The sequence below is a fragment of the Ornithinimicrobium sp. genome, assembly GCF_030537745.1.
GTDB lineage: Bacteria > Actinomycetota > Actinomycetes > Actinomycetales > Dermatophilaceae > Ornithinicoccus.
This window is the reverse complement of the sequence record NZ_JAUNVI010000004.1, coordinates 70,309-90,357: the sequence shown is the minus strand read 5'-3', so window position 1 is coordinate 90,357 and position 20,049 is coordinate 70,309. Positions and strand designations below refer to the sequence as shown.

Below are 20,049 nucleotides of genomic sequence, written 5' to 3'. Positions count from 1 at the left end.
GGGGCGCCCGGCCGCCGGGCCCCCGCCGCGCGGGGACCGGGGGGGGGGGGGGGGGGCCGGCGCCGGTGGGGCGCCGGCCAGCACCGCACCAGCGAGCGCTGGAGCCGCGCGCGAACGGTGGGAAAGCCTCCAGGCCCTCGCGCTGCTCGCCGACGACCTGGCGCGGACCGCTCCCGAAGCGAGGGTCAAGGACCTAGTGACCGAGCTGGACCGACGGGCGGCCGAACAGCATGCGCCGACTGTCCAGGGCATCACCCTGGCCTCCCTCCACGCGGCCAAGGGTCTGGAGTGGGACGCGGTCTTCCTGGTCGGCTGCAGCGAAGGATTGTTGCCGATCACCTTGGCCGACACGCCGGAGCGGGTCGAGGAGGAGCGGAGGCTGCTGTATGTCGGCATCACCCGAGCGCGCGAGCGGCTGGCGCTGAGCTGGTCCTTGGCGCGTTCACCAGGCGGACGCTCGCACCGTTCGGTCTCCCGCTTCCTGGCCCCGGCCGCCGGCGTGCTCGGCGCTGAAGCGGCGAGTGCGCCGCGTCGGCAGCGCCGCAGCCCAGGAAAAAAGGGATCGGCGAGCTCCCGTCCCCGCACCTGCCGCGCGTGCGGGACCATCCTGAGCACCGCCGCCGAGCGCAAGATCGGACGCTGCGAGCACTGCCCGCCGACCTACGACGAAGCGGTGTTCGAGTCACTCAAGCAGTGGCGGCTGCGCACCGCACAGGAGGCGGGGATGCCGGCCTTCGTCATCTTCACCGATGCGACCCTGACGGCGGTGGCCGAGGCGATGCCCACTGACGAGTCCGGCCTGCGTGCCATCTCCGGGGTAGGTGACCGCAAGCTCGAGATGTATGGCGAGGCCGTCCTGGACGTGCTGCGCTCGGCATCCTCGAGCTCGGGTTGAACCCTCCCTCAACCCTCGGGTTGAACCCTCCCTCACGCTCGCGGTGAGCGCTCCCTCATGCTCGCGTTGATAAAGAGGTTGCCCTCGTTCCGACAGGGAGCCTAGAGTGAACACTGTCCAGCCCACGGTCGTCCAGACGGTGGGGTCGCGCAAGGTTTGAGAGGAGGGTGGAACTGATGGAGATCACCATCGTCACCGGCACTGGTGCGTCCTACCGCGACGCGCTCGGCGCGGCCGCTTCCACCTGTAGCTCCGCCCTGCGCCCGCGCTTGCGTCGCGCCACGGCGCAGGCCTTCGGAGGCTCGCGACCGTTCGTCGCCACCGAAGCCAGCGCCACGCCGACCCCCGCCCCCGCCCTGGACATGACTGCTACCGGGACCAGCTAGCTATCGCCTGCTGAGTCTGCTGGCCGCGAGTCCTTGTCCGAGGATCCGCGGCCGTTCTGCTGTCTGCACTACGGACACTCCGTCCCCCGGTGCGAGCCACAGATCGACACGGATCCGCTCCATGACGACCGGAGACCTGCCATGACGATCATTGACGACAGACCGCAGCCCAGACACCCGCAGGAAGGACATGACGTGCATTGTGCTGATCTGTTACACCGGCCACCTAGTGAGCCGCTGGCCGCCATGCTCGGACTGCTGCCGGAGCCGGGGATGACCTCACCGGCCCAGGCACTGCCCTGTCAGGAGAATCCCGCCGAACTGTGGTTTGCGGAGCGCCCTGCCGAGGTCGAGGAAGCCAAAGCGTTGTGCCTTGGGTGCCCGATCCGGGAAGCCTGCCTCGCCGGCGCGCTCCACCGGCATGAGCCATGGGGCGTCTGGGGCGGACAGTTGCTCCTGCAGGGCGTCGTCGTGGCGCGCAAGAGGCCGAGGGGGCGGCCGCGGAAGAACGATGTTGCGGCCGCGTGACCGGCGGGCGTCCTGGGGACCAGGATGCCTGCCGGCAGCGGGGCTCGCGCCAGCTTTATCGAAGGCCTTTCAGCCGCGCGTTGCGCCATGCCAGGGGCAGGCTGGGTGCACGGTCCATCGGCGTGCCACGACATGGGGGGCGTCGGCCCCGAACTCGTAGGCGAGGCCGGGGGAGCAGCGTCGGCCGGACTCGAGGGCGGCCACCAGCATCAACGTCAAACCTTCCGCCGCGGTCGCCATCGGGGTGCTGACGGGCAGGGGGTCGAAGTCATGGACAGGATGCCCCAGCGACGTCGCCACCTCAGCCCACGAGGGATCCCGATCTTGGCGGTGCAGGTCTAGGCAGTGCAGGCACGGGGTCGACACCTCGGGTGGGGGCTGGTCGGGCCTCGACTCAAGAGAAGTGACCGCACCGACGACCGGGCCGACGACCACGCGGCGTGGCTGGACCACCACTGGAAGCACGAGACGTGGCTCCCGGGCGATGCGCAGACCCACCTCCAGCGGGACGACATACTGATGGACGGCGACCGTCAGGCCCTCCATCGACTCGACCGGGTCGAGGTCGCCGAGCGCTCTGCGCAGCCGACCGGCGACCGGCCCGCCGCCAAGAACGGGACACGGTGACACTTCGCGGATCGGCTCCACCCCCCGCACCAGGGACTCGGCCAGGATGGCCGGTGCGGCACCGTCGACCAGCAATGCTCCCGGCCCGACACCGACCTGCCAGAGGCCGTCGGGTCGTCGGAGACGGCCCACCTGGCCCCAACTGCGACGAGAGCCCTCGGCCCAGTTGCGGTCACGAAGCCCCTCATCCGCCCGATCGTCCGCCGCCCCGCCACCCCGTGGGCCGCCGACGGGGGGCGGCCCCGGGTGGTGTCCACAGGGGGGCGGGGGCGGTGCGCCCCCCCCCCGCCGCGTCACTCCGTAGGGCCGTCCAGGAGGCGCTCGATGTCCTCGTCGGTGATGGTGAGTGCTTCGTCGTCAGTCTCAGACGCACGGTTCTGGACGTAACCGAGCGGGTCGTCCAGATCGGCGGCACTGGGTGCGATGTCCGGGTGACCCCAAGCCGCGTCTCGGCCCGCCTGCCCACGGGCATCTTCGAGGGCGGCCCATAGGTTGGCGGCGTCACGGAGGCGGCGGGGCCGCAGTTCGAGGCCGACCAGGGAGGCGAAGGTCTTCTCCGCCGGACCACTGCTGGCTCGGCGGCGGCGCACGGCCTCCGCGAGGGCGTCCGCGTGCGGCAGGTGCGGGGAGGTGGCGCGGGCGCTCACTAGGTCCACCCAACCCTCGACGAGCGCGAGGAAGGTCTCCAGCCGAGCCAGCGCCGCGAGCTGGGCAGGGCTGGGCTCGATGGAGAACAGGCCGCCCGTGAGCGCCTCCTGCATCGCCTCGGCATCCTGCGGATCGGCGCTGCGCACGGCCTCCTCGATGGCGTCGGTATTGATCCGGATGTCACGGGCATAGTCCTCGACCGCAGTCAGCAGCTGCGGTCCCAGCCAGGGGACCGCCGCGAAGAGCCGGACGCGAGCAGCCTCGCGCACGGCGAGGTACAGATGCACCTCACCAGCGTCGATCTGCAGACCCTCGGCGAAGTCAGCCACATTGGCCGGCAGGATCGCAACCGACTCGTCGCCTAGCAGGGGAATGCCGACCTCGGTGCCCGACAGCGTCTCTCCCGCGAGAGTGCCGACCGCCTGCCCGACCTGACCGCCGAACATGCTCGCGCTCATCCTGCGCACCATCGGCTCCATCTGGCCCATGAGGGCGGCTGGGTTCATCCCCGGCGGCAGGCCAGGGATCGAAGGCGCACCTTCCTGCCCGAACTCAGACAACTGCTGCCCCATAGCCGTGGTCATCGCAGCCTGCAGGCCCTCCGCCACCGGAGTGGTCAGACGCTCCCACACGGGCAGCGTCAGCTCCACCCACTCGGCCCGGCTCAGTGCTCGAGCGGGGCCATCAGGGCGCGGGAAGTCCGTGACCGAGTCGAGCCACAACGACGCGACCTGGACCACTTGGTCGACGTCGCGACGCGTGGACTCGCCGATCGAGGCGTCCCCGAGCTGCGCGACCACCTGCCGTGCGACATCTCGAGCGAGCTCGGAGTTGACCGGCCCGTCATCACCGCCACCGCCCATCAACATCTCCAGTTGACTGCGCATCTGGGCCAGCTGGCCGGAGTCGATGTCGCCAAGGCCCATGGACTCCAGAGCCTCCCGCATCTGCGGCGGGACCGGACCGCCAAACAAGGACTCGATCGGATCGGGGTCATTCCCCGAGGTCGCACCACCCTGGGCGCCACTGGAGCCGCGGAAACCTATCGGCTCCGATCCTCCACTCGCGCCCGGGGTGGTGTGGTCGTCGCCTGTTGCTTTTGACCCAGGTCCGTCCTGGTCCTGGTCGTCCGCGGGGTCGTCGGATCGTTCTGGAGGCTGCTGTTCGGACACGATGGTGGATCCTTCCTGACGGGCGTGCTGTCACCAGCCTGCCAAACTTTTGAGACGATGACGTCCCCGGTCGTGCGGTCGCCCGCTTTCGGTGCGTCCCACCTAACAACACTAGGAGGTGCCGGTGAGTTCCTTGACCGCCTCGCGGCCCGCAGGCAACCGGCCGCGCAAGCAAGCTGGACCGCTGCGGATCGCCCTCACCAAGGCGGCAACGACGTTCGGTTCTACCCTTGCCGCCCACCTGGGTGAGGGTGGCGATCGAGTGATCGGCCTAGATTCGCACGCGGGCACGCTTGGTGACGTCGACTGGCGCCCCGGTGACGTGGCGTCCCCGTCCGTCGTCGCGGCCCTCGATGATGTGGATGTCTTGGTGCACCTCGCGCTGGAGCCGGACCTGAGCGTGGCGCTCGGCGTGCAACCAGCAGCCCGGCGAGCACGACAGATCGAGCAGATCCGGACCCTGGTCACCGCTGCCGCAGCGGCCGGTGTCACCCGGTTAATCGTGGTCACCAGCGCCCTCGTCTTCGGGGCGCGAGCGGACAACCCCGTCCCGCTGCCAGAGGACAGTCCGCTGCGTGCCGACGACACCGAAGGTCTGGTAGCGGACCTGATCGCGGTCGAGGAGGAAGTTGCCAGCCTGGCACGTCTGCACCAGGGGCTCGCCGTGACGATCCTGCGCCCGGCGGCGCTCGTGGGGCCCGGTGTGGACACCATGATCACTCGTCACTTCGAGGCGCCGCGGTTGTTGACCTTGCGCGGCACCACGCCCTCCTGGACGTTCTGCCACGTCGAGGACCTCGCGTCCGCTCTCGTCGTGCTCGCTCACGAGGATGCGCCGGAGGAGCTGACCGTGTCCTCCTGGGGGGCCCTCTCGCAGCTGGAGGTCGAGGAGATCTCGGGTATGAAGCGGGTCGAGCTGTCCGAGATCGCCGCTTTCTCGGCCGCGGATCGGCTGCACCGCCTCAACGTCATCCCGGTGCCGGCCAGCGACCTGTCCTTCGTCGCTCATCCGTGGACCACCGAGCCCGAGCGGTTGGCAGCGCTGGGCTGGTATCCCGCCTACGACAACGCGGCATGTTTGTCGATCCTCCTCGACGGGGTCCGGGGACACCACGCGGTGATGGCCCGGCGGTTGCGCTCGCGGGACGCGGTCGGCGCGGCTGCCGCCGGTGCCGCCAGCGCCGCGGTCGCGGCGATCGCCACGGCCGCGCTCATGCGCCGCCGTCGCGGACGAGACTGAACCGATGAGACTGGTGCGTTGGGAGCATGAGCGGGCGACGACATACCCGGGAGCCCGCGTCCAGCGGACTCCCAAGGTCGATGGGGGATGATGTCGCGGTGACTCACCCCATGCCCACGATCGTCACCGACATCCGGGACGTCCCACTCTCCGTTGACGAGGCGCTCGCTGCGGTCCGGCACCCACGAGCTGGCGCGGTCGCGATCTTCGTCGGCACCGTGCGTGAGCACGACGATGGACGCGAGGGCGTCACGCGCCTGGACTACACCTCCCACCCGGAGGCGGTCCTCCAGCTGCAGCGGATCGCGGAGGGCGTGGCCAGTGGGGAGCAGATCCACGGGGTGTATGCCGTGCACCGCACCGGAGCTCTCCTGGTCGGAGACCTGGCCGTGGTCTGCGCGGTGTCCGCTGAGCACCGCGCCGAGGCTTTCGAGGGCGGGCGTCGACTGATCGAGGAGCTCAAGCACGAGGTCCCGATCTGGAAGCGGCAGGAGTATGTCGAGGGTGCCCACAGTTGGGTGGGCCTGTGAGCAACGGCTACCACAAGGGCTTCGGCCCCGCGGCCGACCGCCCTCCGCACACCGGCATCAACCGCTGGTCGATGGCGATGTTGGCCATGGTGGCGATCGTGGTCCTCGTCGGCGCGGCGCTTAACTGGGTGCACGTGGACAAGGCGGTCTTTCGTCCCGGCCCGGTCTTCGACACGCTTGGCGCGATCGACGACACGCGCGTCGTGCAGATGGACAAGGACCTGCCGACCTATCCGACGGAGGGCGATCTCTACTTCACCACGATCCGGCTCTCCGGCGGGCCGGGCGACGACCTCACGGTCTGGGACTGGCTCTCGGCCGAGCTCGATCCAGCGACCACGATCGTGCCCCGCGAGCAGGCCTTCCCCAAGGGGGTGACCTCCGAGCAGATCAAGGAGCAGAACACCTCACTGATGCAGCACTCGCAGGAGGATGCCGCAGTCGTCGCACTGCGCGCCAACGGGGTCAAAGTGCCGGAGCAGATCATGGTCGCTCAGGTCATCGTGGACGCACCTGCTGACGGTGTCCTGCACGTGGACGACCAGATCCTCAAGGTCGAGGGTGATGCAATGACTGACACTGAGACGGTCCGCGCCCGGCTGCAGGAAGTGAAGGCGGGGGAGTCGGCGGAGATGACCATCTCGCGCGGGGGCAAGGAGCTGACGGTCAAGGTGCCGACCAAGAAAGACGAGCAGACCGGCCGCACCATCGTCGGCGTCTATCTCGCGCCGAAATATGAGATGCCCTACGACGTGAAGGTCGATGCCGGCAACGTCGGAGGGCCGAGCGCGGGGATGATGTTCGCGCTCGCGATCTACGACACGATCACGCCTGGCTCAATGACCGGCGGGAAGGCGTTTGCCGGGACCGGCACGATCTCTGGCAACGGCGACGTCGGCCCGATCGGCGGGATCCAGCAGAAGATGTATGCCGCCGATCACCAGGGAGTGGTGGCCTTCCTCGCCCCGGCCGACAACTGTGACGAGGTCGTCACCGGCACTCCGCGAGGTCTCACCGTGATCCCGGTCTCGACCTTCGATGAGGCGGAGAAATATGTGACCGAGGTGGGGCAGGCCAAGGACATCTCGACCTTGACGTTGCCGACCTGCCAGCAGGTCCTCGATCGCAAGGCGGACGACGCGCAGCAGACGTCGCCCTGACCAGGCGGCGCGGCGAGCAGGCGGACGTCGCCTCAGTCTTGAAGGGTCATCGCCAGCGCGTGGGACAGACCGGGCGCGAGATTTGCCCCGGTGGCAACGGCATCGTCGCTGTCGTGGTCGCGCTGCCTGAGCAGGCAGATCTGCTGACCGTCACGCAGGCAGGCGGCGACTAGGCGCACATCCTTGCGGTCCGGGTGGGCAGCGAGCGCCTCGGTCGCGGCGATCGCGTCCTCCGGCAGGTCTCTCTCTGCCTCCGGTGGGACGACGATGCGCTCGATAGCAAGCGCCGCGCCCTCGACGTCCTCGGGCCACGCGATCCGACCGAGCAGCGACTCCAGGTCCGAGGTGGGCGGCAGACCCTCTTGCTCCACGGCGGTGAACCCCTGCGGGTCAGAGTCGGTCAGCTGGCCCGCCAACTGCGGCTCCCGTCCCTGCAGGAGCGAGGTTCGGACCAAGGCGAAAAGGCGTGGAGGCTGGTCCCAGCCGGAGCGTGCGACGTGCAGCTCGGTGTCGATGGCAGCGGTCAGCAGGGGACTTGGGACGGCGGGAGGATCGACGGACACGGGGTCTATCCTCGCACCCGCTGGCGATGGTTGGTCGCTCGGTGGAGGCAGTTAGGCTAGGAGAGTGACCGACTCCGAGCAGCGCCCCGACCCCGACGAGTCTTCGAGCTCGCCCGAGAGTTCCGGGGCGCGTGCCTTCCCCGGAGGGGCAGTTCCTGGTTCCCGCGGTCGGGGGGCCGGCCCGGGCGGGCCCGCAGGCAGGGGCCCCGGGCGTCCTGCCGGCAGCCGGATGCCCCGCAACCGATTCATCCCGACGTTGCTGATCCTGCTGGCGATCATGTCCTTCCTTGGTTACGCCGCCACGCTGTGGACCGAGTTCCTCTGGTATGAATCCGTCCAGATGGAGGTCGTGCTGGTCACCCGGCTGCTCGCGCAGGCCGGGCTGCTCATCGTCGCGGGAGGGTTGACGGCGCTGATCATCTGGTCGGCGCTCTGGATCGCGTGGCGCTACCGCCCGATCTACGCCCCCAGCACGCCGGAGCAGGCGGCTCTCGACCGCTACCGCAGTGCGCTCGACCCGATGCGCAAGCTGGTCTTTATCCTCGTGCCCGTGGTCCTGGGGCTGTTCACCGGCACTGCCGCTGCGTCCCAGTGGCAGACGGTCCTGCTCTTCCTCAACCGTCAACCGTTCGGCCAGGTCGACCCGCACTTCGGCATCGACATCGGCTTCTTCGTCTTCGCGCTGCCGTTCTGGCAAATGATCGTGTCCTTCTCCACCCTGGTCATCGGCCTGGCCATCATGGGCGCCCTCCTGACGCACTACATCTACGGCGGGCTCCAGCTCCAGGTGGCCCGTGGCGCGTCGCGCACCTCCGCCCCCGCCCGCATCCAGCTCGCGGTGCTGCTGGCGGTGCTGCTCGTGGTCCGGGCCGGCGGCTATTGGATCGAGCGTTACTCGCTCTCCATGACCCAGCACCAACGCATCACTGGCATGTCCTACACCGACGTCCACGCGGTCCTACCCACGCGGGGCATCCTCGCGGTGGCAGCGCTGCTGTGCGCTGCCTTTTTCCTGTCCACCATCTGGACCAGGGTGTGGCGCCTCCCGCTCATCAGCCTGGTCGGGCTGGTCGTCGTCGCGCTGCTGCTCGGGGGCGCCTACCCGTCCTTGGTCCAGTCCCTGAAGGTGCGTCCTTCCGAGGCTCAGCTGGAGGCTCCCTACATCGGGCGCGCCATCGATAGCACGCATGCCGCCTACGGGCTCACCGGCCTCGAAGAGATCGACTACAACGCCGTGACCAAGGCAGAGAAGGGTCAGCTGCGCAGCGACGCGGCGACGATCCCCGGCATCCGCATCGTGGATCCCACGGTGGTCTCGCCGACCTTCCGCCAGCTGCAGGCGGTCCGCAACTACTACCAGTTCTCCGACGCCCTCGACGTCGACCGCTACCTGATCGACGGTGAGCTGGTCGACACCGTGATCGCGGTGCGTGAGCTCAACCAAGGCGGCATCGCGGACGGTCAGCGCAACTGGGTCAACGACCACACCGTCTACACCCACGGTTTCGGCGTGGTCGCGGCCTACGGCAACCGCCGGTCAGCCGACGGCGAGCCCCGCTTCTACGAGAAGAACATCCCGCCAGTCGGAGAGCTCGGCGACTACGAGCCACGCATCTACTACGGCGAGGCCAGCCCCATCTACTCCATCGTCGGGGGACCGGAAGGGGGGCCGGACCGCGAGCTCGACTATCCGTCCAGTGGCGGCGACGCCTCTGGTGAGGTGCGCAACACCTACCAGGGCGACGGTGGTGTCCCGATGGGCAACTTCCTTGTCCGGATGGCCTACACGATCAAGTACCGCCAGCTGGAGATCATGCTCTCGGACTCGGTCAACAGTGAGTCCCGGATGGTGGACCACCGCGAGCCGCGCGAGCGGGTTCAGCGTGTCGCGCCCTGGCTCAAGCTCGACGGCAACCCCTACCCGGCTGTCGTGGATGGCCGGGTCCAGTGGGTCATCGATGGCTACACGGTCAGCAGCCGCTACCCCTACAGCCAGATGGAAGAGCTGGGGACGGCGACCGCCGACTCGCTGCAGCAGGCGGCCAACGTGCGCTCGATCGGCTCCGGCCAGGTCAACTACATCCGCAACTCGGTCAAGGCGACCGTGGATGCCTACGACGGCAGCATCAACCTGTATGCCTGGGACGAGGAGGACCCGCTGCTCAAGGCCTGGAGCCAGGCCTTCAAGGGCACGGTGCGCCCGCTAGCCGACATCGACAGCGAGCTGATGAGCCACCTACGCTACCCGGAGGATCTTTTCAAGGTGCAGCGCGAGGTGCTCTCCCGTTACCACGTCGATGACCCCGCCTCGTTCTTCGGCGGACAGGACTTCTGGGCCGTCTCCGAAGACCCGGGCGCCGAGATCGAGCCCAAGCCGGCCATCCCGCCCTACTACCTCTCGATCGCGATGCCCGGCCAGAAGGAGCCCTCCTTCAGCCTGACCACGCCCTACATCCCCGACGGCTCCACGCGCCAGAACCTCACCGGCTATCTGGCGGTGGACGCCGACGCAGGCTCTGAGCCAGGCGTGCGCCGTGATGGTTACGGCAAGCTGCGTCTGCTGGTCCTACCCAGAGACACGACCGTGCGCGGTCCGGGCCAGTTCCAGAACGACATCAACTCTTCAAACGCGTCGTCGACGGCGTTCTCGCAGACGTTGTCGCAGTTCCTGAACCTCAACCGCCAGCCTCCGTCCCAGGTCAAGATCGGCAACCTGCTCACGCTGCCGGTCGGGGAGGGTTTGCTGTATGTCGAGCCTGTGTACGTGCAGGCACAGACGGGGTCTTCCTACCCGCTCCAGCGCGTGGTGGTCGCGGCCTTCGGCAACGACCTGGCTTGGTCCGACACCCTTGACGGGGCGCTGGATGAGCTCTTCGGTGGCGACTCCGGCGCGACGGCAGGAGATGCGGGTGACACCGGTGAGCCAGGTTCCCCCGCCACTCCGTCGGAGCCCACCGACCCCGCGGCGGCGTTGAGCAAGGCCATCGCCGATATTCAGAAGGCCTACGACGACGGGGAGAAGGCGCTCGCGGCAAGCAACTGGGAGGCTTACGGCCAGGCCCAGGACCGTCTGCAGGCTGCTATCGCACGAGCAGTAGCCGCCAACCCGCAGGGTGGTTCCCTCACCCTCCCCGGGGGTGACGACGCGTCGACGACCACCAGTCCCTGACGTCCGCCCGGGTGCACCGAGCTCGCGTGAATCCTCGATTTGGTCCTGGCTCACCAGTGACATAAACTAAGGTTTCGCAACGGCGCGGGGTGGAGCAGTTCGGTAGCTCGCCGGGCTCATAACCCGGAGGTCGCAGGTTCAAATCCTGCCCCCGCTACAGATCGCGTCAGCGACAGAAGGCCCGGACCAGATGGTCCGGGCCTTCTGCTGTCCCGCTCGCGCCCGACGTAGAGTGTGCGGACCATGCCCCTGGACTACCCGATCGCCACCGCCACCCTGACCAACGGACTGCGCGTCGTGGTCAGCGAGGACCACTCCGTTCCCAGCATCTCGATCAGCCTCTGGGTTGATGTCGGGTCGCGACACGAGGTGGCCGGACGCACCGGGCTCGCGCACCTCTTCGAGCACCTGATGTTTCAGGGCTCGGAGCTCGTGGAGGAGGGGGAGCACATGGCGCTGCTGATGTCGCAGGGTGGGCGCGCCAACGCGACGACCTCCTTCGACAGGACCGCGTATGTGGAGTCTGTCCCGACGGGTGCGCTCGACCTCGCGCTGTGGCTGGAGGCCGACCGTCACGGCCACCTCCTCCCCGCGCTGACCCAGGCCAACCTGGACAACCAGCGCGACGTCGTGGTGGAGGAGAAGCGGCAGCGCTACGACACCGTGCCCTACGGCCAGGCCTTGGCCCACATGTGCCGGCTGGTCTTCCCGCCAGGGCACCCCTACCACCACACCACGATCGGCTCGATGGACGACCTTGCGGCGGCAACCCTAGAAGATGTGCACGACTTCTTCACGGCTCACTACGGCCCGGCCACGAGCATCCTCACCCTGGTCGGAGACGTGACGGCGCAGGAAGGCTTCGACCTCGCCGAGCGCTATTTTGGTCACCTCGTCGATCGCACGACGGCTCGTCCGCAGGCGAAGGCGGCGCTGATGCCGTTGCCGGCACCCGTCGGCCTGGATCTGATGGAGGACGTCCCCTCGGAGCGTCTCTACCTGTGCTTCCGGCTCCCCCCGGTCACTGATCCACAGTTCTTGCACTGTGCCCTGGCCCTGGACGCGTTGGCCTCACTGACCGTGTCCCGCCTCAATCTGCGGCTCGTGCGCCACGAGGAAACAGTCACCGGGCTGTCAGCCTCCGCGCTCGGGCTGGTGGACGGCTCCGTCGGACTGCTCGTGCTGGACATCGCGGAGGGCGCCGACCTTGACGATGTGGAGCGCGCCGTGCACGAGGAGTTGCGGACCTTCGCCGAGTCTGGTCCCACTGAGCAGGAGCTGGAAGCATCTCGAGCGGACACCGAACGATCTTGGCTCGAGGCGCTGGCCAACTTCGACGAGCGTGCCGAGCTCCTCAGCCGCGCCGCGGGTCTCTTCGGCGACGCCGGGCAGGTCAACCACTACCTCGACGAGGTCGTGGGGGCGACGGCAGCGCAGGTGACTACGGCCGCCGCGCGCTGGTTGCAACCGCAGGCCGCCGCCACGGTGCGCTATCGGCAGGAGGCATCGGCATGAGTGCCCGGATCACCACCAAGCCCAAGGTCAAGGCACCGCCCCGGTGGGCCTTCCCCCGGCCGCAGGAGCATGTGCTCCCCAACGGTCTGCGGCTCCTTGTCGTGGATCAGCCCGGCCAGCACGTCCTCTCGCTGCGTGCCGCCCTGCAGCTTCCCGTTTCGCACGAGCCGACCGGGACGGAGGGATCGACCCTACTCATGGCGCGGACCCTGGACGAGGGGACGGCGCGGCATACCAGCGAAGAGCTCGCCGCCATCGCCGAACGGCACGGCATCGCCTGGGGAGCAGGCGCGGGGGAGCGCGGGGTTCACCTGGGCATGGAGGTGACCGCCCGCCACCTGAGCGTCGGCCTGGAGCTGGTCACCGAGTGCCTGTCCGAGCCGACTTTCCCGGAGGCGGAGGTGGCGCGGCTGGTGCGGCACCGGGTGGCCGATATCGCGCACGACATCGCCGATCCTGGCGTCCGGGCATCCTTGGAGTTCCTGGCGACCTACTACGATCCTCGCGACCGGCCCTATACCCCGCTAGGTGGCACCCGCGAGAGCGTCCGCGCGCTGACGGCCGAGCATCTGCGCAACCGCCACGCGCTCCTGAGTCCGGCCGGCGGGACAGTGGTGCTCGCCGGTGACCTGTCGACCGTCCCCAGTGCGGTCGAGTCCGTGACCCGCACCCTTGGGTCGTGGGCCGGGGCGCAGACCCAGGCGGACCCTCCTGGCCTGGCTCGACGCTCCGACACCGCCAGCCGGGTTGCCCTCGTCTCTCGCGCTGGGCTGGCCCAGACCGAGCTCTACCTCGGGCGCCCAGGCCCTGACCGTCGCACGCCTCACGGCTGGGGTACCTTCCAGACGCTCGGTATGCTGCTCGGCGGCTCCCCGCACGCCCGCATCGACCAGGTGCTCCGCGAGGAACGTGGCTACACCTATGGCATCAGGGCTAGTTTTCGACCTCGATCGATCGGTGGTCTGACCGTCATCGGTGGCTCGGTGCGCGCCGATGCCACAGTCGATGCAGTGCGAGAGCTGCTGGCGATCCTGGACACCCCGGGTAGTGATTTCACCGACGTTGAGGTCCGGGAGTCCGCGGACTTCGTTGCCCTGACTGCACCGGGGCGCTATGGCACCGCCGACGCCGTCGCGGACGAGCTCATCTCGTTGGCCAGCGATGGACTCCCGGTGGAGACGGTCACGCAGAATCTGGACCAACTCGCCGGGCTGACGACCGACCGGGTGGCCACCGCATGGGATGAGATTCGTGGCGGCCCGGGGTGGAGCATGGTCCTGGTGGGGGACCCAGAGTTTGCCGACGGGGTGGGTGAGCTGGGTCTGGGACCGGTGACGGTGCTCGACTGAGAAGCGGTCCAGGGTCGGTGGTCGGCCGCTACCGCCCGGTGTGGCAGGGGCGACCGCCCGGTCAGCCTTGGGCGCCCTCGATGGGAGAGAGCACCGAGAGCACCGCGTCGTGCAGCAGCCCGTTGGTCACGATGGCGGGGATGCCCGAGGTCATGTCCGGGCCGATGACCGGTTTGCCCCACGGGTCCGAGAGCCGACCTCCGGCCTCCCGCACGAGGGCGCTGATCGCGCTGAGCTGGTAGCTGTCCATGTAGACGCCGAGCGCGAGATCGACCGCGCCCTCGAAGGCGAGCGCATGGCTCCAGAAGTCGCCATAGGCACGCATCCGCCAGATCCGGTCGGTCAGCTGAGCAAAGCCTTGACCATGTGGTCCGAACAGCCAGGAGGCGACGTCGTCGGCGGACCCTGAGGCATGCTCGAGGACGGAGGTCGTGCTGACGTTGACGGCCCTCGCGCTGGACAGCGTGCGGCCGGTCCAGGCCCCGGAGCCGTGACCGGCCCACCACCGTCGGGACAGTGACGGCGCGGCGATCAGGCCGAGGACCGGCTCGTCCTCCACGACCAGTGAGATCAGCGTGGCCCACACCGGCACGCCACGCACATAGTTGGCGCTGCCGTCGAGCGCGTCGAGCACCCAGCGGCGGTCGCTCTGGCCGGTGGGTTGCAGGATCCGACCCTCCACCCCGTCCCGGGGTCGACTGCGCTGGAGCTGGTGCCGGAGGAGTTCCTCCAGGCGTCCGGCCGCCGCGGTGGTGAGCGAGCCATCCTCGGCGACCGTCACGGACTGGTCGGGAGCTCCGAAGAGCTCCAGGGCGGTGCGCTCAACCGAGTCCGCCAGGACATGGGCGAGGCGCAGGTCGTCGTCAAAACTGGCCACCTGTCCACGTTAGCCGCTGCGCGGGGACCGTCGGCGTGGGCTCGCGGTCGAGCCCTAGGACCGGTCCTCGCCGGATCTGCTGCGCAGCAGCCGTCGCAGGGACTCCAACCGCTCCGTCCCGGCCGGACCTGCGTGCCCCTGCCTGACCCAGGCGTCCAGCGCGCAGTCTGGCTCGTCGTGGGTGCAGCCGCGAGGGCATTGCAGGGTTCCCGGCGCGAGATCCTCGAAGTGCTGGATGAAGGTCGAGGGGTCGACGTGGCCCAGCCCGAAGGACCGCACCCCTGGGGTGTCCACGACCCACCCTCCGCCGACGAGCTCCAGGGCGACCGCCGAGGTCGAGGTATGACGTCCTCTCCCCGTCGTCGCGTTGACTGCTCCGGTGGAGCGGTAGGCAGTGGGGACGAGCGCATTGACGAGGGTCGACTTGCCGACCCCGGAGTGCCCGACCAGCACGCTGGTCCGGTCGATCAGGTGGGCGCGGACCGCCTCGACACCCCCGCTGTCGAGGTCGTCCAGGTCGCGGCCTGCGGGGCCGTCGGTGCTACGGCTGACCACGTGCGGGACGTCGAGCGCGGTGTAGTGGGCCAAGAGGTCGGCCGGGTCGGCCAGGTCCGCCTTGGTGAGCACGAGCAGCGGGTCGAGACCGGCGTCGTAGGCGGCCACCAGGCAGCGGTCGATCATCCGCGGCCGTGGCTCGGGGTCGGCCAGGGCGGTGACGATGACGAGCTGGTCGGCGTTGGCCACGATGATGCGCTCGACGGTATCGCTGTCATCCGCGCTGCGGCGCAGCACCGTGGCGCGTTCCTCAATACGGACGACCCGCGCGAGGCTGTCCACCTCCCCTGAGGTGTCCCCGACCATCGCCACTCGGTCACCCACGACGATGCGTGTCCCGCCGAGCTCGCGGGCCCGCATGGCGATGACCGTCTCCTCGCCGAGCCGCACCGTATAACGACCGCGGTCGACGCCGACGACCATGCCGACGACGGCGTCGTCGTGAGCAGGGCGGTCCTTGGTCCGGGGGCGGGAGCTGCGACGCGAGGGGCGGCTGCGAAACGAGGACTCGTCCAGGTGGTCGTAGCGGCCGCTCACGGGCGGCCCTTCGCTACCCCGGTCGCAGCGGCGCTCTCCCAGGCTCCGTCGAAACCGGGATAGGTCTTGGCAGCAGTCGCGATGTCCTCCACCTCAACGCCCGGGACGGCCGCGCCTTTGACCGCGGAAAACATGGCCATTGGGGGGTGGGGGTAGGTCTGCCGCGGGGCGCCGCGCCGCGGCCCCGGCTCGATGACCAGGCCGTCCGGCAGCTCGCGGGCCACTCCTCCCAGCCGGGTGACCTCGGTGACGAGCGCGGCGAGGCGGTCGGTCTCGTGGCCACGCAGGTGGGCGATGCCGGACAGGACGCTGCTGCCCTGCGCCAATGCTGCCAGCGCGGTGACGACCGGCGTCAGCTCTCCGATCTCGGACAGGTCGAGCTCGGTGCCCCTCAAACCGGTCGGCGCTGATGCTCCGGTGGGGTCTGGGACGCTCGGCCCACGCACGACCAGGCCATCGGGCCCGAGCTCGCAGCTCGCGCCCATCATCGCCAAGACGTCCCGCATCCGTGCCCCCGGCTGGGTCGTCTCCGCAGGCCACCCGGGCAGCGTCACCCTCCCGCCAGTCACGGCGGCGAGGGCCATGAAGGGGGCTGCCGAAGACAGGTCTGGCTCGACGGTCACGTCGAAGGCTCGCACCGGTCCGGGCTCGACGCGCCAGGTGTGGTCGTCCGGACGGCTGACCCTGACGCCGACCTGTTGCAGGACCTGCAGCGTCATGTCCAGGTGGGCGCCGCTGGGCAGGCCAGTTCCGGAGTGGCTCAGGGTCAGCCCTTCTTCGAAGCGTGCCGCCGCGAGCAGCAGCGCGGAGATGAACTGGGAGCTGGCTGAGGCGTCGACCTCCACGCATCCGCCGCGGACCCGACCCTTGCCGTGGACGGTGAAGGGCAAGGTGCCCGATCCGTCGTCGTCGACCTCGACACCCAACGCGCGCAGAGCGTCCAGCACAGGGCCGACGGGGCGGGTGGCGGCGCTGGGGTGGCCGTGGAAGTCCACCGTCGCGGACGTCAGCGCTGCCAGGGGCGGCACGAATCGCATGACGGTCCCGGCCTGACCGCAGTCGACGGAGGGCTTGTTCAGAGGCACCGTTGACGGCGAGGCGGCCGGCGAGATGCTCCATACCTGGTCCGAGGAGGTGTCGACCGCAGCGCCGAGCGCCTGGAGTGCGTCCACCATCGCCTCGGTGTCCAGGGAGCGGAGGGGACGGCGGATCGTGCTCGGCCCGTCGGCCAGTGCGCCGAGCACGAGCCAGCGATTGGTCAGGGACTTGCTGCCGGGGATCTGGACCACGGCGTCCACGGGTCCGCGCGGGCGGGGTGCGGGCCAGTGCGGAGGGCGGGTCATCGAGGGGTGCTCCTTGGCTTCTGGATTGGGTCGCAACGAGCGTCGGTGAGGGTGCCGAGGAAGTCTGCGACGTGGCCACGCACCGCAGCGAGGTCGCGACTTGGAGAATGGCTGCCGGTCACGTCCTGCAGGGTGAGGGAGGGCCCGTGGACCGCAGCCCGGATCTCCGCCGGGGAGCCGAACGGATCGAGGCGACCCTGCACCACCAGCGTCGGCAGACCCGCAGCCACCGGCAGCGCCAGCTCGTGCGCTCGACTGCGCTCCGGCTTTCCGGGCGGATGCAACGGGAAAGCCAGGCAGACCACCCCAGCTGCCCCGGGCCGTGCCTCACCATGCTCGTCCACCTGCTCGTCTACCTGCTCATCCACGCTGGTGCGACACGCGACCCGCGCACCCGCGCTGCGCCCGCCATAGACCCACGGGCGGGGTAGCGGCAGGGTATGGCGTTCTTGCCAGTCACCGTCTGCCAGCGACCCCACTATGTCCCGCCAGGCGATGTCCAGGGTCGGTGGACGGGTCGCGACCTTCTTACCCGCCACCCGCCACGGCTGGTCGACGAGCACGACGGTCCACCCGTCCCCGGCCAGGTCGGTGAGGGCGAGCACGTCGGCCGCATCTGCGTGGCCGCCGGCTCCGTGCCCCAGCAGGAGCGTCCCCTCGCGCGGCACGCCCCCGTCCGGGCGGAGCGCACGGACCTGGGCGGTGCCCTCGCGCGTGGGGATGTCTACGCGCGTGAGGGAGGAGATCACCTCTGGGGACGTCATACCCCGACCACCTCGCCCGAGACCGGGTCGACGGCCCCGACCAGTTGCTCCCGCGGGATCGGGTCGAGCAGGGCGGCGCCGTTGCTGCGGGAGGAGTTGACTGCGGTGCTGACCGCGCGGGCCTGGAAGCGACCGGGGACGTGTGAGGCCTCCAGCAACGCCAAGACGTCAGCCTCGGAGGTGACCTCGGGATCGAGCCAGTCAGACCAGGACGCCGGCTCCAGGGCTACCGGTTGGCGGTCGTGGATCCGGTCCAGGCCCGGCTCGGCGGCGGTGGTGATGATCGTGAACGACACCACCCACGACAGTGGGTCCTCGGGCGGCGTGGCCGGGTCCTTCCAGAACTCGTAAAGCCCCGCCAGGGCGAGCGGGGCGTCGTCATGCCGGGAGATGAAGAAGGGCTGCTTGCGCGGCTTGCCCTTGGCGTCCTTCGCGACGGGGGAGAGCTGCCACTCATACCAACCCGTGATCGGGACCAGGCACCGCCGCCGAGCCGCGGCGCGGGCAAAGGCGGGCTTGTCCAAGACGGTCTCGACGCGCGCATTGGTCATCCGGTTGCCGATCGCCGGATCTTTGGCCCACGACGGGACCAGGCCCCACGTCAGCAGGCGCAGTTGGCGGACGGCGGCCGGTGCGTCGGTGGCGGTGCGGCTGTTGGGGCCACGCCTCGCGCCGGCCACTGGGCCAGTCCGGGCTTCACCTTCGCTCCGGACCGACCGGCAGAGCACCACGGGCGCCTGCTTGGTCGGCGCCATGTTGTAGTCGGGCTGTCCCGGTGGCGGTTCTTGCGGACTCTTCAGCAGGCTGCGCGATCGCTCGGCGCTCGCGTCGACGACCACCTCGTAGGCCTCGATCAGCTCGTCCGGGCGGGCGGTCGCCGCATATCTGCCGCACATCAGGCTTCAGGCCTCCTACTGGCGATAGCCGGAGAGGAAGTTACCGAGCCGTTCCAGCGCGGCACGCAGGTCGACCCCCCACGGCAGGAAGACGATCCGGAGGTGGTCGGGTGAAGGCCAGTTGAAGCCGGTCCCGTGCACGACCAGAATCTTCTCGCGCTCGAGCAGGTCCAGGCACAGGCGTTCGTCGTCGTGGACCTCGTGGACATTGGGGTCGAGGCGAGGAAAGACGTAGAGCGCGCCGTGGGGGACGACGCAAGAGACGCCGTCCATCGCGTTGAGCATGGACGCGGCGATGTCGCGCTGCTCGGCCAGTCGTCCACCTGGCCGGATCAGTTCCTCGATGCTCTGCGTGCCGGACACCGCGACCTGGATCGCGTACTGCGCCGGGACGTTGGGGCACAGCCGCGTGGACGCGAGGAGGTCGATGCCCTGCAGGAATCCGACGGCATGGCCGGTGGGCCCGGTGATCGCCACCCAACCGGCGCGGTAACCAGCGGCCCGATACGTCTTGGACAGCCCGTTGAAAGTGAGGCACAGCAGGTCAGGGGCCAAGGTCGCGATGGAGAGGTGCTGGGCATCGTCATACAGGATCCGGTCGTAGATCTCGTCGGCCAGGATGAGCAGGGAGTGCTCACGGGCGACGTCCACGATCTGTTCCAGGACCTCCCGGGAGTAGACCGCGCCGGTCGGGTTGTTGGGGTTGATGACGACGATCGCCTTGGTGCGGGGGGTGACCTTGGCGCGGATGTCTTCCACGGAGGGATTCCAGCCCTCCTCCTCATCGCACAGGTAGTGCACCGGGGTGCCGCTGCTCAGGCTCGTCGCCGCGGTCCACAACGGATAGTCAGGAGCTGGGATGAGGACCTCGTCACCAGGATCGAGAAGCGCCTGCAGCGTCATCATGATGAGCTCGGACACGCCGTTGCCGAGGTAGACCTTGTCGACGTCGAGGTCGGGAAAGTCGGGCACGTCCTGGTAGCGAGAGACGATGGCGCGTCGTGCGGACAGGATGCCCTTGGACTCGGAGTAGCCCTGGGCGATGGGCAGGGCCGCGATCATGTCCTGCAAAATGGTGTCCGGCGCCTCGAAGCCGAAGACCGCCGGGTTGCCAATGTTGAGCTTGAGGATGCGGTGACCTTCCTGCTCCAACTGCAACGCTCGGTGGGCCACGGGTCCGCGAATCTCGTAGAGGACGTTCTGCAACTTGACCGGCTGGGTCAACGGTCGCAGCGATCGCGCGGGGCGGGGTGTCGTCGTCACCCCGCCATCGTCCCACCTGATCGCGAGTACGC

Annotated in this window: 18 protein-coding genes and 1 tRNA gene; 10 read left to right on the top strand and 9 right to left on the bottom strand. The window is 69.3% G+C overall.

Annotated elements, in window-relative coordinates; genetic code table 11:
* The 3 genes from Q4P07_RS01940 to Q4P07_RS01930 form a co-directional block, all read left to right on the top strand.
* A partial coding sequence (locus Q4P07_RS01940; RefSeq protein ID WP_303373206.1) for a 3'-5' exonuclease occupies window positions 1-895 on the top strand: 895 nt, incomplete at its 5' end.
* A gap of 176 nt (window positions 896-1,071) precedes the next feature.
* The gene (locus tag Q4P07_RS01935) at window positions 1,072-1,281 is read left to right on the top strand and encodes a hypothetical protein (RefSeq protein ID WP_303373205.1); all 210 of its coding nucleotides are present in this window, start codon (window positions 1,072-1,074) and stop codon (window positions 1,279-1,281) included.
* A gap of 246 nt (window positions 1,282-1,527) precedes the next feature.
* Window positions 1,528-1,809 carry a WhiB family transcriptional regulator gene (locus Q4P07_RS01930; RefSeq protein ID WP_303373204.1) on the top strand — a complete coding sequence of 94 codons (282 nt, stop codon included), beginning with the start codon at window positions 1,528-1,530 and terminating at the stop codon, window positions 1,807-1,809.
* A gap of 69 nt (window positions 1,810-1,878) precedes the next feature.
* On the opposite strand, the gene Q4P07_RS01925 is transcribed toward Q4P07_RS01930, so the two are convergent.
* Together Q4P07_RS01925 and Q4P07_RS01920 are read right to left on the bottom strand one after the other, a co-directional pair.
* On the bottom strand, window positions 1,879-2,568 hold the full coding sequence (locus Q4P07_RS01925; protein WP_303373203.1) for a hypothetical protein: 690 nt from the start codon (window positions 2,566-2,568) through the stop codon (window positions 1,879-1,881).
* A 161-nt stretch (window positions 2,569-2,729) separates the two neighbouring features.
* The gene (locus Q4P07_RS01920; protein WP_303373202.1) at window positions 2,730-4,058 is read right to left on the bottom strand and encodes a zinc-dependent metalloprotease; all 1,329 of its coding nucleotides are present in this window, start codon (window positions 4,056-4,058) and stop codon (window positions 2,730-2,732) included.
* A gap of 322 nt (window positions 4,059-4,380) precedes the next feature.
* Here Q4P07_RS01920 and Q4P07_RS01915 point away from each other — a divergent pair, with 322 nt between their 5' ends.
* The 3 genes from Q4P07_RS01915 to Q4P07_RS01905 all read left to right on the top strand — a co-directional run bounded on the left by Q4P07_RS01915 (window position 4,381) and on the right by Q4P07_RS01905 (window position 7,186).
* Window positions 4,381-5,496 carry an NAD-dependent epimerase/dehydratase family protein gene (locus Q4P07_RS01915; RefSeq protein ID WP_303373201.1) on the top strand — a complete coding sequence of 372 codons (1,116 nt, stop codon included), beginning with the start codon at window positions 4,381-4,383 and terminating at the stop codon, window positions 5,494-5,496.
* A 98-nt stretch (window positions 5,497-5,594) separates the two neighbouring features.
* The gene (locus Q4P07_RS01910; RefSeq protein ID WP_303373200.1) at window positions 5,595-6,026 is read left to right on the top strand and encodes a molybdenum cofactor biosynthesis protein MoaE; all 432 of its coding nucleotides are present in this window, start codon (window positions 5,595-5,597) and stop codon (window positions 6,024-6,026) included.
* The gene (locus Q4P07_RS01905; RefSeq protein ID WP_303373199.1) at window positions 6,023-7,186 is read left to right on the top strand and encodes a PDZ domain-containing protein; all 1,164 of its coding nucleotides are present in this window, start codon (window positions 6,023-6,025) and stop codon (window positions 7,184-7,186) included. Before Q4P07_RS01910 ends, Q4P07_RS01905 begins: the two co-directional genes overlap by 4 nt.
* 32 nt (window positions 7,187-7,218) lie before the next feature.
* On the opposite strand, the gene Q4P07_RS01900 is transcribed toward Q4P07_RS01905, so the two are convergent.
* Window positions 7,219-7,749 carry a PPA1309 family protein gene (locus tag Q4P07_RS01900; RefSeq protein WP_303373198.1) on the bottom strand — a complete coding sequence of 177 codons (531 nt, stop codon included), beginning with the start codon at window positions 7,747-7,749 and terminating at the stop codon, window positions 7,219-7,221.
* Between the two features lie 229 nt (window positions 7,750-7,978).
* On the opposite strand from Q4P07_RS01900, the gene Q4P07_RS01895 reads away from it, so the two are divergent.
* From Q4P07_RS01895 to Q4P07_RS01880, 4 genes are all read left to right on the top strand, one after another.
* Window positions 7,979-10,918, top strand: a complete 2,940-nt coding sequence (locus Q4P07_RS01895; RefSeq protein WP_303373197.1) for a UPF0182 family protein — start codon at window positions 7,979-7,981, stop codon at window positions 10,916-10,918.
* 83 nt (window positions 10,919-11,001) lie between these two features.
* Window positions 11,002-11,075: transfer RNA gene (locus tag Q4P07_RS01890), tRNA-Met, on the top strand.
* 86 nt (window positions 11,076-11,161) lie between these two features.
* Window positions 11,162-12,433: a pitrilysin family protein gene (locus Q4P07_RS01885; protein ID WP_303373196.1), complete on the top strand. Its 1,272-nt coding sequence runs from the start codon at window positions 11,162-11,164 to the stop codon at window positions 12,431-12,433.
* A complete protein-coding gene (locus Q4P07_RS01880; RefSeq protein ID WP_303373195.1) occupies window positions 12,430-13,782 on the top strand; it encodes a pitrilysin family protein in 1,353 nt (450 codons plus the stop codon). Before Q4P07_RS01885 ends, Q4P07_RS01880 begins: the two co-directional genes overlap by 4 nt.
* Before the next feature lie 61 nt (window positions 13,783-13,843).
* Here Q4P07_RS01880 and Q4P07_RS01875 read toward each other — a convergent pair whose 3' ends face one another.
* From Q4P07_RS01875 to Q4P07_RS01850, 6 genes are read right to left on the bottom strand one after another with little or no spacing between them, the layout of a single operon-like run.
* The gene (locus Q4P07_RS01875) at window positions 13,844-14,659 is read right to left on the bottom strand and encodes an inositol monophosphatase family protein (RefSeq protein ID WP_303373194.1); all 816 of its coding nucleotides are present in this window, start codon (window positions 14,657-14,659) and stop codon (window positions 13,844-13,846) included.
* 54 nt (window positions 14,660-14,713) lie between these two features.
* Window positions 14,714-15,751 carry a ribosome small subunit-dependent GTPase A gene (rsgA, locus tag Q4P07_RS01870; RefSeq protein WP_303373193.1) on the bottom strand — a complete coding sequence of 346 codons (1,038 nt, stop codon included), beginning with the start codon at window positions 15,749-15,751 and terminating at the stop codon, window positions 14,714-14,716.
* Window positions 15,748-17,094, bottom strand: coding sequence for a 3-phosphoshikimate 1-carboxyvinyltransferase (gene aroA / locus Q4P07_RS01865; RefSeq protein ID WP_303373192.1), 1,347 nt, complete (start codon window positions 17,092-17,094; stop codon window positions 15,748-15,750). Before aroA ends, rsgA begins: the two co-directional genes overlap by 4 nt.
* Entirely contained in the window at window positions 17,091-17,858 is a 768-nt protein-coding gene (locus tag Q4P07_RS01860) for an alpha/beta family hydrolase (protein ID WP_303373191.1), read from the bottom strand. Before Q4P07_RS01860 ends, aroA begins: the two co-directional genes overlap by 4 nt.
* On the bottom strand, window positions 17,855-18,754 hold the full coding sequence (locus Q4P07_RS01855; protein ID WP_303373190.1) for an SOS response-associated peptidase: 900 nt from the start codon (window positions 18,752-18,754) through the stop codon (window positions 17,855-17,857). Before Q4P07_RS01855 ends, Q4P07_RS01860 begins: the two co-directional genes overlap by 4 nt.
* A gap of 15 nt (window positions 18,755-18,769) precedes the next feature.
* Entirely contained in the window at window positions 18,770-20,017 is a 1,248-nt protein-coding gene (locus Q4P07_RS01850; protein WP_303373189.1) for a pyridoxal phosphate-dependent aminotransferase, read from the bottom strand.
* Window positions 20,018-20,049 lie beyond the last annotated feature (32 nt).